This is a genomic window from Cellulomonas sp. Root137, assembly GCF_001426725.1.
In the GTDB taxonomy this organism is placed as follows: Bacteria; Actinomycetota; Actinomycetes; order Actinomycetales; family Cellulomonadaceae; genus Cellulomonas.
In genome coordinates this window covers 2,361,616-2,374,212 of record NZ_LMFG01000001.1, presented here as the reverse complement: position 1 = coordinate 2,374,212, position 12,597 = coordinate 2,361,616, and the positions used below count along the sequence as shown (strand labels likewise).

At 72.2% G+C, this 12,597-nt stretch carries 11 protein-coding genes; 4 read left to right on the top strand and 7 right to left on the bottom strand.

Features of this window, described 5'->3' with window-relative positions; all coding sequences use genetic code 11:
• Nucleotides 1–99: 99 nt before the first annotated feature.
• The 3 genes from ASD18_RS11195 to ASD18_RS11185 all read right to left on the bottom strand — a co-directional run bounded on the left by ASD18_RS11195 (nt 100) and on the right by ASD18_RS11185 (nt 3,472).
• Nucleotides 100–1,650 carry an RNA polymerase sigma factor gene (locus ASD18_RS11195; protein ID WP_056090678.1) on the bottom strand — a complete coding sequence of 517 codons (1,551 nt, stop codon included), beginning with the start codon at nt 1,648–1,650 and terminating at the stop codon, nt 100–102.
• A gap of 208 nt (nt 1,651–1,858) precedes the next feature.
• On the bottom strand, nt 1,859–2,254 hold the full coding sequence (locus ASD18_RS11190; protein WP_056090675.1) for a universal stress protein: 396 nt from the start codon (nt 2,252–2,254) through the stop codon (nt 1,859–1,861).
• A 93-nt stretch (nt 2,255–2,347) separates the two neighbouring features.
• Nucleotides 2,348–3,472, bottom strand: a complete 1,125-nt coding sequence (locus tag ASD18_RS11185) for a DUF4192 domain-containing protein (protein WP_056090671.1) — start codon at nt 3,470–3,472, stop codon at nt 2,348–2,350.
• A gap of 122 nt (nt 3,473–3,594) precedes the next feature.
• Here ASD18_RS11185 and ASD18_RS11180 point away from each other — a divergent pair, with 122 nt between their 5' ends.
• Both ASD18_RS11180 and ASD18_RS11175 read left to right on the top strand, forming a co-directional pair.
• Nucleotides 3,595–4,146: a hypothetical protein gene (locus ASD18_RS11180; protein WP_056090667.1), complete on the top strand. Its 552-nt coding sequence runs from the start codon at nt 3,595–3,597 to the stop codon at nt 4,144–4,146.
• A 10-nt stretch (nt 4,147–4,156) separates the two neighbouring features.
• Nucleotides 4,157–5,278 (top strand): polyprenyl synthetase family protein, encoded by a 1,122-nt coding sequence (locus ASD18_RS11175; RefSeq protein WP_056090664.1) that lies wholly within the window; start codon nt 4,157–4,159, stop codon nt 5,276–5,278.
• 4 nt (nt 5,279–5,282) lie between these two features.
• On the opposite strand, the gene ASD18_RS11170 is transcribed toward ASD18_RS11175, so the two are convergent.
• Nucleotides 5,283–5,696, bottom strand: a complete 414-nt coding sequence (locus ASD18_RS11170; RefSeq protein WP_082573780.1) for an Rv2175c family DNA-binding protein — start codon at nt 5,694–5,696, stop codon at nt 5,283–5,285.
• Nucleotides 5,697–5,840: 144 nt separating this feature from the next.
• Here ASD18_RS11170 and ASD18_RS11165 point away from each other — a divergent pair, with 144 nt between their 5' ends.
• Nucleotides 5,841–6,977, top strand: coding sequence for a LysM peptidoglycan-binding domain-containing protein (locus ASD18_RS11165; RefSeq protein WP_056090658.1), 1,137 nt, complete (start codon nt 5,841–5,843; stop codon nt 6,975–6,977).
• Between the two features lie 48 nt (nt 6,978–7,025).
• Nucleotides 7,026–9,050 carry a Stk1 family PASTA domain-containing Ser/Thr kinase gene (gene pknB / locus ASD18_RS11160; RefSeq protein ID WP_056090656.1) on the top strand — a complete coding sequence of 675 codons (2,025 nt, stop codon included), beginning with the start codon at nt 7,026–7,028 and terminating at the stop codon, nt 9,048–9,050.
• Nucleotides 9,051–9,103: 53 nt separating this feature from the next.
• Here the strand turns inward: pknB and ASD18_RS11155 are convergent, their stop codons facing one another.
• The 3 genes from ASD18_RS11155 to ASD18_RS11145 form a co-directional block, all read right to left on the bottom strand.
• Nucleotides 9,104–10,456, bottom strand: a complete 1,353-nt coding sequence (locus ASD18_RS11155; RefSeq protein ID WP_056090652.1) for a class II 3-deoxy-7-phosphoheptulonate synthase — start codon at nt 10,454–10,456, stop codon at nt 9,104–9,106.
• Nucleotides 10,453–11,673: a pyrophosphate--fructose-6-phosphate 1-phosphotransferase gene (locus ASD18_RS11150; protein ID WP_056090649.1), complete on the bottom strand. Its 1,221-nt coding sequence runs from the start codon at nt 11,671–11,673 to the stop codon at nt 10,453–10,455. Before ASD18_RS11150 ends, ASD18_RS11155 begins: the two co-directional genes overlap by 4 nt.
• 83 nt (nt 11,674–11,756) lie before the next feature.
• The gene (locus ASD18_RS11145) at nt 11,757–12,557 is read right to left on the bottom strand and encodes a 1-acyl-sn-glycerol-3-phosphate acyltransferase (RefSeq protein ID WP_235522326.1); all 801 of its coding nucleotides are present in this window, start codon (nt 12,555–12,557) and stop codon (nt 11,757–11,759) included.
• Nucleotides 12,558–12,597 lie beyond the last annotated feature (40 nt).

The window sequence follows — 12,597 nt, the reverse complement described above, 5'->3', positions numbered from 1 at the left end:
TGCGCGACGGCACACGACCACCAGCACCGTCCTGGGGTCATCCCGGAGACAGCGATGCCCCGCACACCGAGGGGTGTGCGGGGCATCGCTGGTGACGACTCAGTCCAGGTAGTCGCGCAGCACCTGCGAGCGCGACGGGTGCCGCAGCTTCGACATGGTCTTCGACTCGATCTGCCGGATCCGCTCACGCGTCACGCCGTAGACCTTGCCGATCTCGTCGAGCGTCTTCGGCTGGCCGTCGGTCAGGCCGAACCGCATCGAGACCACGCCGGCCTCGCGCTCGGAGAGCGTGTCGAGCACCTGGTGCAGCTGCTCCTGCAGGAGCGTGAAGCTCACGGCGTCCGCGGGGACGACGGCCTCGGAGTCCTCGATGAGGTCACCGAACTCGCTGTCACCGTCCTCACCGAGCGGCGTGTGCAGCGAGATGGGCTCTCGGCCGTACTTCTGGACCTCGACGACCTTCTCGGGCGTCATGTCCAGCTCCTTGGCGAGCTCCTCGGGCGTGGGCTCGCGGCCCAGGTCCTGGAGCATCTGCCGCTGGACGCGGGCGAGCTTGTTGATGACCTCGACCATGTGCACCGGGATGCGGATGGTGCGGGCCTGGTCGGCCATGGCGCGGGTGATCGCCTGGCGGATCCACCACGTGGCGTACGTCGAGAACTTGTAGCCCTTGGTGTAGTCGAACTTCTCGACCGCGCGGATCAGACCGAGGTTGCCCTCCTGGATCAGGTCCAGGAACAGCATGCCGCGGCCGGTGTAGCGCTTGGCCAGGGAGACGACGAGGCGCAGGTTGGCCTCGAGCAGGTGGTTCTTGGCGCGTCGACCGTCGTTCGCGATCCACTCGAGCTCGCGCTTGATCTTGGCTTCCATCGTGATGCCCGCGTTGAGACGCTCCTCGGCGAACAAGCCCGCCTCGATGCGCTTGGCGAGGTCGACCTCCTGCTCCGCGTTCAGCAGAGCGACCTTGCCGATCTGCTTCAGGTAGTCCTTGACCGGGTCCGCCGTCGCGCCGGCCGTGACGACCTGCTGAGCGGGGGCGTCGTCGTCGTCCGCGTCGGAGTAGACGAAGCCGCTGTCCTCGCTCTCCTCCTCCTTGGCGGCCGGCTTCTTCTCGCCGTCCTCGTCCTCGTCGTCGGTCTCGGCGGCGTCCTCGACCACCTCGACCACCTCGACGGCCTCCACGACGACCTCCTCGATCGACTCGATGTCGGGCTCGTCGCCCTCCACCACCTCGACGTCGGGGTCGGCGGTCTCGGTCGCCGCCTTCTTGGCGGCAGCAGTCTTCGCGGCCGCGGGCTTGGCGGCCGTGGCCTTCGCTGCCGTGGTCGTCTTGGCGCGGGTCGTCTTGGCGGGTGCGGCGGCGCCCTCCTCGGGCGGCACCACCGCCTTGGCGGACGGGCGCGCCTTGGCGCTGGTGGCGGCGACGGCACGAGCAGGAGCGGCGGGCTCGCGGACGCCGATTCCGGCGGTGGCGAGCCCACGGACGACGGCGCGAAGACGCTTGGCGTCCTGGACGTCCGCCTGCTCGCACGCGGTGCGCAGCTCCTCGGCGCCCACGGTGCCGTGGGTGCGCCCACGCAGGACAAGGTCCTGGAGAGCAGGGTGCTCGAACTCACGCGGAAGAGCGGGATGCGGGGTCTGGGACGACACGAACGACCTTTCGGCAGCGCGACACCCGGAACGGGGCCGGGAGGTAGATAGATATTGTACCGACCTCACGGGCCGGTCGGCGCTATCACGGGCACGACGACACGGCCGTCGAGGACGGCGGTCAGAGGGTTCTCGTTCTCAACGAACGACACGGGCAAGAGATTCCCGAGCTGACGGGCGCCCTGCGTGTGGCGAGGGGATGCCGACGTCAGGCGGGTCCGGGCTTGACGGTGAGAACGGGGCACGGCGCGTCGAAGAGCACCCGCTGCGCGTTGGCGCCGAGGATCAGCTTGCCCACCGGGCTCCGTCGACGCAGACCGAGGACCACCAGCTGGGCACCGACCTCTTCCGCCGTCGCGATGAGGTCGTCCGCGACGTCGCCGCCCGTGAGCAGCCGCACCTCGTGGTCGACGTCGCTCGCTGCGAGCTCGGCCCGCACCTTCTCCAGCTCCGCCTCGACGGCTGCGCGCTGCTCTTCCGGTTCGTCCGGGCGTGCGCTCACGACGACCACGACGCGCGTGTCGCGCTGTCGTGCTTCCTCGATCGCCGCCCCGAGGGCCGCCCGACCTTCCGGAGTGGCCAGATAGCCGACCACGATGCCCATCGGTCCTCCCCTCGTCCGCGGCAACACCGCCGTGTGCGTGACGCTACCGGAGCGGAGGGGCCGCCACGAGCGCACCGGGCATCTCGGCGCAGGTCAGTCGGTATGCCGCACCCACCCCGGGGGGACCGCCGCGCCCAGCGCGTCGTCGAGGAGCTCCGCCAACCGGTAGTCCGGCTCGGCATCGAGCGCCCCGTCCAGCAGCACGCGCGAGCGCGCGCCGTCCCCACGCCACCACGCCAGCAGTGCCAGGAGCGTCAGCGCCGGTGCCTGCGCGCCGGTCCGGCCACGCGCGACCACGGCCTCCAGGACGGTCTCGTGCACCGCCGTCGCCCGCGCCGGAGGAACGACGCCACGCACGGGGTCGATGATCATGGCCATCGCACGGCCGAGCGCGGCATCGAGCTCCGGCGTCGACTCCGCACCCCGGACGCAGCGCTCGGCCAGGTCCGCCGTACCGGGCACCAGCGCGACCAGCACCCCGTCCCGCACCCGTCGGTCGGCCAGCCCCGCCTCGAGCCGCCCCCACGGCGCTCCCCCGGTGCCGGGCCCGTCCGACTCGACCATGTTCACCGCGCAGCGCCACGCCACGAGCGACTCCTCGCGCCACCGGGACACCGCGTCCGTGCCGGCGACGAGGGCCTCCTCCCATCTGCGCTCCCACCGACGCCGGACGCGGGCGACCGAGCGGCGGACCTCGCCGTTCTCCGGGCGAATCCGGGCGATGTCGTCCCGGGAGTCCGCCACCGCCGACCCGGCCAGCACCAGCGTGGCGCCCACCTGGGTGGAGTCCAGGTCCCGCAGCGGCCGGCCACCGGGCGGGCAGCAGTCCTGCGCGCAGTCGAGCGCCAGGTACCCGGTCGGCGTGACCACCCACACCTGTACGTCCCCGAGCGCCGCCGCAGCGGCATCCCGGAAGTGCCGCGCCGCCGCGTGCGCGGGCCCGTCCCCACCGCGGGGGTCGCGATCGCTGTAGAGCACGAGGATCCCGCGACGCGCGCCGTCCCGACCGAGATGGGCGACGAGCGTGCGGGCGAGCAGCGGACCGTCCGAGGCGTCGGCGAGGTGCGGCAGGTCCACGCGGACGACCAGGCCGACCGCCCCGCGGGGCGGACGCAGGCTCACGGCGACGGCGCTGTCCGCAGGGCGGAAGCCGAGCCGATGAGGGACGAGCGCGAGGATCTCCCGGGGTTCGCTCACCCGGAGCGTGGTGGTCTGCATGCCGTCAGCCCACCGGACCCGCCGGGTGTGCAGGCCCGCCCGACCGGATCTGTGCACCGGGCCGCTGCTGCCGGGGCATGTGGGCGCCTCGATGCAGCACCGGGGGCGGCTACCCTGTCGCGATGCCCCGTCCTGCGCCCCTGCCCGCGCGCGCCCGGTCCGCCGTTGCGGCCGTCGCGGTCGCGCTCGCGGTCGGCGCCTCGACCGTGGCGTGCACGACCAGCGGACCCGGCCGGGAGTCCCCCACCGGCAGCGCGGTCGCCCTGGCCACACCCACTCCCGGCCGCACCGAGACGTTGCTCCCCGACGACGGAGGCTCCCACTCGGCGGTCGGTGAGGTCGTGGACGGCTTCCCGGTGGACCTCGTCCCGGTCCCCGACGGCGCGGAGGTGCTGCTCTCGTCCGCCGCACCGGTCGACGGCACCGACCTCACCGAGATCAGCCTCAACCTGCGCACGGACCAGGACGCCGCGGGGCTGCTCGCTGCGGTGCGGGCGCCCCTCGTGGCGGCCGGGTTCACGGAAGGCACACCACCCGCGGCCGAGGCGGGGCTCGCGGCCCAGTCGACCTTCGCCCGCAACGCGGGCTCCGAGCTCCTGGTCGTCGGCATCCTCGATCGCGACGACGAGCGCACCCTCACGCTCGGCGGGCGGGTCCGCGCGGCCGCGCCGTAGGCTGCCCCGCGTGAGCACAGTGACCCCGTCCCTCGTCGACGTCGAGGACGTCCGACCGCGTATCGACGCCGTGCTGACCAGCCACGTCGCGCAGCTGCGCACCGTCCTGGCAGCGGCCAGCGGCGACGCTGACGTGCTCGCCGACGCGGTGGCGCAGATCCTCACCGGCGGCAAGCGACTGCGGGCCGCGTTCTGCTACTGGTCCTGGCGCGCACACGGCGGCGTCCCCGGCACGCCGGAAGCCGACGCGGTGCTCCGCGTGGGCGCCGCGCTCGAGCTGTTCCAGGCGGCCGCGCTCTTCCACGACGACGTGATGGACGACTCGGACACCCGGCGCGGGTTTCCCGCGGCGCACCGGGCCTTCGCCCTCCTGCACGGCCGGCACGGACTCACCGGCGACGCCGAGCGGTTCGGCATGTCGGCCGCGATCCTGCTGGGCGACCTCACGCTCATCGCGAGCGAGCAGGAGTTCGCCGGAGCGCTGGCACTACAGCCGCGGCCGCGCGCCGAGCGTGCGCGGGCCGTGTTCGACCTGATGCGCACCGAGGTCACGGTGGGCCAGTACCTCGACGTGCTGGCGCAGGCGATCCCGTGGGGCGACGACCCCGTCGGCGACGAGGCGCGGGCGCGGGAGGTCATCCGGGCGAAGGCCGCGCGCTACAGCGTCGAGCACCCGATCGTGCTCGGTGCCGCGCTCGCGGACGCCGGGGAGGACGACCTGGAGGCGTGCCGCTCGCTCGGCCTGCCGCTCGGCGAGGCGTTCCAGCTGCGCGACGACCTGCTCGGCGTCTTCGGCGACCCGCAGACCACGGGCAAGCCGGCGGGCGACGACCTGCGCGAGGGCAAGCGGACGGTCCTGGCGGCGCGAGCGGTCGCCCGCGCGCGTGCAGGTTCCGACGACGCCACGGTGCGGCTGCTGCGCGAGCGGCTCGGCGACCGCTCACTCACCGAGGCCGACGTGACGGTCCTCGCCGACGCCATCCGGAGCACCGGGGCGCCCGACGACGTCGAGACCCTGATCGAGGACCTCGCCGGCCGCGCGTTCACCCTCATGGACCAGCGCCCGTGGGCCGAACCGGCGCGCTCCCAGCTGGTCGGGCTGGCGCACGCGGCGGTCGACCGGCGCGCCTGAGCCCTCAGAGCTCCGCGGCTGCCCGGCGGCGGATCTCGGTCTTGCGGCCGGCGCGCAGTGCGTCGATCGGCGTGCCCGGCAGCGAGTCGTCGGGCGTGAAGAGCCACTCGATGGCTGCCTCGTCGGTGAACCCGGCGTCCGACAGGACCGTCAGGGTGCCCTGGAGCGAGGCGAGCACCGCCCACGGCTGGTCCGGGTCCCGGTTCGTCGGCTGCGACGGGTTGGCGAGGTGTCCCGGCACGAGGAACGCGCCCGGGATCGAGAACACTCGCGGGTCGCCACGGCGGACGCCGATGATCCGGCGCTCCTGCACGATCCGGCGCACCTTGGAGGCGTCGAGGCCGAGCCGGTCGGCAACATCAGGGACGGTGAGCCACTCGTCGACCAGCCGGTCGAGGGTCTCTGCAGAATCGTTCACCCGACAAGAGTACGCATCGATGAATTACACCGGCGCAATTCACCCGTGCGCTTTCCCCGCGTGCCGTATTCGGATACGTTCGCATTCTGTCACTCCAGTCACACAGGCACCATCCGTTCACTTTCGCACCATGAGGTAGGCCCCATGTCGCACCACGCCACCGCCCGCCGAGTCGCCAGCGGGACCGGCGCGACCCTCGCGCTGGCTGTCGTCGGCGTGACCGCGACCGGGGGCGCCGCACATGCCGACGACGCCTACACGGTCCGCTCCGGGGACACCGTCAGCCACATCGCGACCCGCACCGGCACCACGGTGGCGGCCATCGCCCGCGCCAACGCCCTCGCAGACGTGTCGCGCATCCGCATCGGGCAGGTGCTGACGATCCCGACGTCGACTTCCGCGGCCCCCGCACCCGCCGCCGTAGCCCCGGCCGCAGGGTCGTACACGGTCGTGTCGGGAGACACGGTGAGCCACATCGCCGCGAAGCTCGGGACCTCCGTGCAGGCGATCGTGACGGCGAACGGGCTCGACGCACGCGCCTTCATCCGCGTCGGCCAGACGCTGACGGTCCCGGGGTCCACCGCAGCAGCCGCACCCGCCCCGGCCGCCGCCGCCCAGGCGGCAGGATCCGTCTCGCACACCGTGCTGTCCGGGGAGACGGTCACCGCCATCGCCGCCAAGCACGGCGCCACCGTCGCCGCGATCGTCGCTGCCAACGGCCTCGACTCCCGCGCGCTGATCCGCATCGGGCAGACCCTCACCGTCCCGGTCCCGGCCGCCGCACCCGCGCCCGCGGCGGTGGGCAACACGTTCGCCGGACGCACCTACGCCGACTCCGTCGTCGCCGCCGCGAACGCGAACCTCACCACCCTGCGCAGCTCGGGCACGCCCTCGAAGGCCGAGATGCAGGCCAAGGTCGCCGCGACGGCCCGTGCCCTGGGTGTCGACCCGGCACTCGCCCAGGCCGTCGCGTTCCAGGAGTCCGGGTTCAAGCACGCGGTGGTCTCCCCCGCCAACGCCATCGGGACCATGCAGGTGATCCCCACGTCCGGCCAGTGGGCGTCGGACCTCGTCGGGCGCCAGCTCAACCTGGTGAACCCGGACGACAACGTCACCGCGGGCGTGGCCATCCTGCGCGCGCTCGTCAGCAACGCCCCCGACCTCCCCACGGCGATCGCCGGCTACTACCAGGGTGCGGCGTCGGTGAAGAAGAACGGGATGTTCGCGGACACGCGGCGCTACGTCGCCAACGTCCAGACGCACATGACGCGCTTCCGCTGAGGTCGCGCCTGCCGCACCGGCGGCACTCGCGACCGTAGACTCCCTGCCGTGGGAGCCACCATCACCGATCCGTTCGTCGGCCGCCTGGTCGACAGCAGGTACGAGGTCGTGTCCCGCATCGCTCGCGGGGGCATGGCGACCGTCTACCTCGCCGTCGACCGGCGGCTCGACCGCGACGTCGCGCTCAAGGTGATGCACGCCCACCTGGCGGAGGGGACGTCGGGGTCGGACTTCGTCGCCCGGTTCCGTCGCGAGGCCCGCACCGCCGCCCGTCTCACGCACCCCGGCCTCGTCGGGGTCTACGACCAGGGCGTCGACGGCGAGACCAGCTACCTGACGATGGAGTACATCGACGGCAGCAACCTGCGTCGGCACATCGGTGAGCGCGGCGCACTGACCGTCGCCGACGCGCTGCGGATCGGCGAGAGCGTGCTCGACGCGCTGGCCGCCGCCCACCGCGTCGGCCTGGTGCACCGCGACATCAAGCCCGAGAACGTGCTGCTCGCCTCCGACGGACGCGTGAAGCTGGCGGACTTCGGCCTCGCGCGCGCCGTCACGGAGGTCACCTCGACCACCACCGGGACGGTTCTCGGCACGGTCGCGTACCTCGCCCCGGAGCTGGTCACCCGCGGGGTCAGCGACGCGCGCACCGACGTGTACGCGATCGGGATCCTGCTCTTCGAGATGCTCACCGGACGGCAGCCCTTCACGGGCGAGACGCCCATCCAGGTGGCGTTCCAGCACGTCAACAACGACGTCCCTGCGCCGTCGGAGCTGGTCGACTGGCTGCCCATCGAGATCGACGACGCCGTCCGCGCACTCGCCTCACGCGACCCCGACGACCGCCCGGTCGACGCCGCCGCCGCCCTCACCCTCCTGCGCCGCACGCGTGCCGCCCTGGACGAGGAGACACTCGCCCGGCACGCCGACGTCAGCCCGTCAATCGTGCTCCCCGCGGCGACGGACCCGGCCGAGACCGACCTGGATGCCGAGACGGACGACGACGCAGACGCCGACGCACCGGGCCTCGACGAGTCGGACTCCGACTCGGACGAGACCACCCTCATCGAGGTGAACGACGCACGCGGGACCACAGTCGCGCTGCCCATCGGGCTCGGCGTCGCTGCCGAGCTGCTCACCGGCCGCCCGCCCGAGCCGAGCCGGAAGCGTCACCCGGTCCGCTGGATCATCCTGCTCACGGTCCTCGCCGCACTGATCGGCGGCGGCACCTGGTGGTACCTCCAGGAGGGCCCCGGCGCCTACACGACCGTCCCGACGATCATCGGGCAGGACGCCGAGGAGGCGACCGCGATCCTGGCGCGAGCCGGTCTCGGCGCCGACCCGACGTCCGCCTTCGACGCCGAGGCGCCCGTCGACACGGTCTTCCGGACCGACCCGGGCCAGGGTGACCGGATCCGCAAGGACGGCACGGTCGCGTTCACCGTCTCCAAGGGCCCCGACTACGTCCTGGTGCCCTCCGGCGTCCTCAACGAGCTGCAGGCGAGCGCCGAGGCCGCCCTCAGGACCGCCGGCCTCGAGCCCACCTATGCGGAGCCGGAGTTCAGCGACTCGGTGGGACTCGGCAAGGTCATCAGCGCGACCCTGCCCGACGGCACGCCGGCCGCGCCCGACACCCAGACGGTCCGGGGCACGACCGTGATGCTCACGCTCTCCGACGGCCCCGCGCCGGTCACGATCACGTCCGTGGTCGGGATGAGCGTCGCGGACGCGACCGCCGAGCTCCAGTCCGACAACCTGCTGCTCGCCCCGACCGAGGCGTTCAGCGACACGGTCGCCGCCGGTCTGATCATCGACCAGAGCCCCGCCGCAGGCGCCGAGGGCCACCGGGGCGACACCATCGCGGTCAACGTCTCCAAGGGCCCGGAGAACGTCGAGATGCCCAACGTCGTGAGCAAGCAGTTCGACGCCGCCAAGGCCCAGCTCGAGAAGCTCGGCCTCACGGTGAAGCGCGAGAACGTGCTCGGCGGCTTCTTCGGGACGGTCCGCGACCAGAGCGCACCCGCCGGTCAGCCCGTGAAGGTCGGCACGGAGATCGTCCTCACCGTCGTCTGACACGACGCAGCCCGGCGCCGCACGAGGCGGGACCGGGCTGCTCGGCGAACAGCTCAGGACGCGCGGAGCAGCTCCACGACCTGGAACGCCATCTCCAGCGACTGCTGGTGGTTCAGGCGCGGGTCGACGAGCGTCTCGTACCGTCGCGCCAGGCCCTCGTCGTCGATCTCCTCGGACCCGCCCAGCACCTCGGTGACGTCGTCGCCCGTGAGCTCGATGTGCAGGCCGCCGGGCACGGTGCCGAGGCCGCGGTGCACCTCGAAGAAGCCGGCGACCTCGTCCATGACGTCGGAGAACCGGCGCGTCTTGTAACCGGACGCCGACGTGATCCCGTTGCCGTGCATGGGGTCGCAGACCCACGTCACGGGGCGACCGTCGGCGGTCACCTTCTCGACCAGCGCGGGCAGCAGGTCACGGACCTTGCCGGCGCCCATGCGGGTGATGAACGTGATGCGGCCGGCCTCCCCCTGCGGGTTCAGCTTGTCGATGAGCGCCAGGGCGTCGTCGCCGGTGGTCGTCGGGCCCAGCTTGATGCCCAGCGGGTTCTGCACGCGCGAGAAGTAGTCCACGTGGGCGCCGCCGAGCTGGCGGGTCCGCTCACCGATCCACACGAAGTGCGCCGAGCAGTCGTACGGGAGCCCGGTCCGCGAGTCGATGCGCGTCAGGGGGCGCTCGTAGTCGAGCAGCAGGCCCTCGTGGCTGGAGAAGAAGTCGACGGACCGGAGCGCGTCGAAGTCGGCACCGCAGGCCGCCATGAACCGGATGGCCCGGTCGATCTCCGCCGCGATCTCCTCGTAGCGCGAGTACGACGGGTTGGCCATGAAGCCGCGGTTCCACTCGTGCACGCGCAGCAGGGACGCGAAGCCGCCGGTGGTGAACGCCCGGATGAGGTTCAGCGTCGAGGCGGACGTGTGGTACGCCTCGAGCAGCCGCTGCGGGTCCGGCGTGCGGGCCTCGGTGGTGAACTCGTAGTCGTTGATGATGTCGCCACGGAACGCGGGGAGCGTCACGCCGTCGCGGGTCTCCGTCTCGGAGCTGCGGGGCTTGGCGTACTGCCCGGCCATCCGGCCCATCTTGATGACGGGCAGGCTGGCGCCGTACGTGAGCACGACGGCCATCTGCAGGATCGTCTTGATCTTGTTGCGGATGTTGTCCGCCGTCGCCGTGCTGAACGTCTCCGCGCAGTCACCGCCCTGGAGCAGGAACGCCTCGCCGCGCCCGGCGGCCGCCAGCTGCGCGCGCAGGTGGTCGGCCTCGCCCGCGAACACGAGCGGCGGGAGCGTCGACAGCCGAGCCGTCACCGCGCCGAGGGCGGTCGCGTCCGGCCACTGCGGCTGCTGGAGCGCGCCCATCGACCGCCAGGCGTCGAGCCCCGCGACGACCTGCGGGTCCGGCTCGACACTCATGAGTGACTCGCCGGGACCAGGGACTGTCCGATGTCCTGCAGCAGCGCACCGAACCAGGGCTGCGACACGTCGAACGCCTTGCCGCCCGCGATGCGCGGGAACTCGATGGCGCGCAGCACGTCGCCCTGCTCCTCGTCGTGACCGATGACGCCGGACTCGCCGCGCAGGGCGGACTCCACGGCCAGGTCGGTCATCGACTTGATGAGGCGCAGGTCCTCGGCGTTCGCCGCCGCGGCGCGCGAGTAGTACCCGGACTTCTGCACCATCGTCTTCTCGGCGCCCAGCTTCTCGCCGAACTGCTTGGCGAACCACTGGCCCGGGTTCACGGTGTCGAGCTTGACGTGACCGAACGGGTCGCGCTCCACGGGCGTGCCGGCGGCCTCGAGCTGCTCGACGATCTCGTGCATGCCGGCGCCCTCGGACAGGAAGATGTTGACGTTCCCCTGCTCGTCCATGATCGCCTTGAGGCGCGCGGCCTCGGCGTCGATGTCGAGCGCGAGCTCGGGCACGAAGACGGCGTGGATGTCCCAGCGCTCGCGCGTCAGGCCGATCCCCGGGACCCACTCCTGCGTGTCGAGCCACTTGCGGTACTCGGCGGCCGCGGCGGCGGTGAGCCACCCGCAGTGCCGGCCCATGACCTCGTGGACGATGAGCATGCGCGGGCCGGAGCGGTGCTCGCCGATGATGTTCGCGGCGAACCCGGCGGCCTCCTCGGCGGCGGTCCAGGCGCCCAGCGACTGCTTGATGGGCACCACGTCGTTGTCGATCGTCTTGGGCAGGCCGACGACGGTCAGGTCGTAGCCGTTCTCGTGCAGGTACGCAGCGAGGTCGGCAGCCGTCGTGTTGGTGTCGTCGCCCCCGATGGTGTGCAGCACGTCGACACCGTCAGCCTTGAGCTGCTCGGCGGCCACCTGCAGCGGGTCCTGGCCCTCCTGCACGAGTCCGCGCTTGACGCAGTCCTTGGCGTTGGTGAGCTTGACGCGCGAGTTGCCGATGGGCGAGCCACCGAACTTGTGCAGGATCCCGGCCTTGGCTCGCGTCTCCGCGTCGACGACGATCTTGTCGCCGCGCAGGAGGCCGTAGTAGCCGTGCTGGTACGCGATGATCTCGATGTCGGGAGCGATCTCCGTGTACCGCTCGATGAGCCCGCCGACGGCGGACGACAGGCACGGAGCGAAGCCACCTGCGGTCAGGAGGGCGACGCGACGAACCGACATGAGACACACCTCTCGTAGAAACTGCCTTCGACGCACCCGATCTGTCGGGCGCGCCCACGGTGCCGGCGCTCAGGCCGACCGCGTCATCCTACTGACGTCCCGGACTCGTCCTGCGGGGGGACCGGCACCTGGACGTCCGGTACGGGACGTCCTCCGGGCGCGGCCGGCAGGTGGTCGGCGGCGTCGCCCGCGACGGCCGGGTGGCCCGTGGCGATGCGCGCCTTCTGGGTGGCCGCGTAGACGTCCACGTACTCCTGCCCGGACAGGCTCATGATCGCGTACATGATCTCGTCGGTCACCGAGCGCAGGATGAACCGGTCGTTCTCCATGCCCTGGTAGCGGCTGAAGTCGAGGGGCTCGCCGATGACCGTGCCGATGCGCATGACCTTCGGGATCCGGCGACCGGCGGGCTGCGCCTCGTCGGTGCCGACCATCGCGACCGGGATCACGGGCGCGCCGGACTCCAGCGCGAGGCGCGCGATCCCGGTCTTCCCGCGGTACAGCCGGCCGTCGGGGCTGCGGGTGCCCTCGGGGTAGATGCCGAACAGGTCGCCGTCGTTCAGGCGTCGCAGCCCGGTGCGCAGGGCCGCCTCGCTCGCCTTGCCGCCCCCGCGGTCCACGGGGATCGTGCCGACGCCGCGCATGAAGCCGGCGGTGAGCCGCCCCTTGATCCCCGAGCCGGTGAAGTACTCCTGCTTGCCGATGAACACGAGCTCACGGTCGAGGACCAGCGGCAGGAAGAACGAGTCGATCACCGCGAGGTGGTTGCTCGCCAGGATCGCGGCACCCTCCTCGGGGACGTTCTCGGCGCCACGCACCCACGGCCGGTAGACCAGGTGCAGCAGCGGTCCGACGAAGACCCGCTTCATCAACCAGTAGAACAACGGTTCACCTCTCGACCCGACTCACGGACTGACCGCCCAC

What these genes read in the sequence shown, in the direction of transcription:
- ASD18_RS11190 (WP_056090675.1), bottom strand. Translation starts at nt 2,254, where the DNA reads ATGGGCATCGTGGTCGGCTATCTGGCCACTCCGGAAGGTCGGGCGGCC.
- ASD18_RS11185 (WP_056090671.1), bottom strand. Translation starts at nt 3,472, where the DNA reads ATGCAGACCACCACGCTCCGGGTGAGCGAACCCCGGGAGATCCTCGCG.
- ASD18_RS11180 (WP_056090667.1), top strand. Translation starts at nt 3,595, where the DNA reads ATGCCCCGTCCTGCGCCCCTGCCCGCGCGCGCCCGGTCCGCCGTTGCG.
- ASD18_RS11165 (WP_056090658.1), top strand. Translation starts at nt 5,841, where the DNA reads ATGTCGCACCACGCCACCGCCCGCCGAGTCGCCAGCGGGACCGGCGCG.
- ASD18_RS11155 (WP_056090652.1), bottom strand. Translation starts at nt 10,456, where the DNA reads ATGAGTGTCGAGCCGGACCCGCAGGTCGTCGCGGGGCTCGACGCCTGG.
- ASD18_RS11150 (WP_056090649.1), bottom strand. Translation starts at nt 11,673, where the DNA reads ATGTCGGTTCGTCGCGTCGCCCTCCTGACCGCAGGTGGCTTCGCTCCG.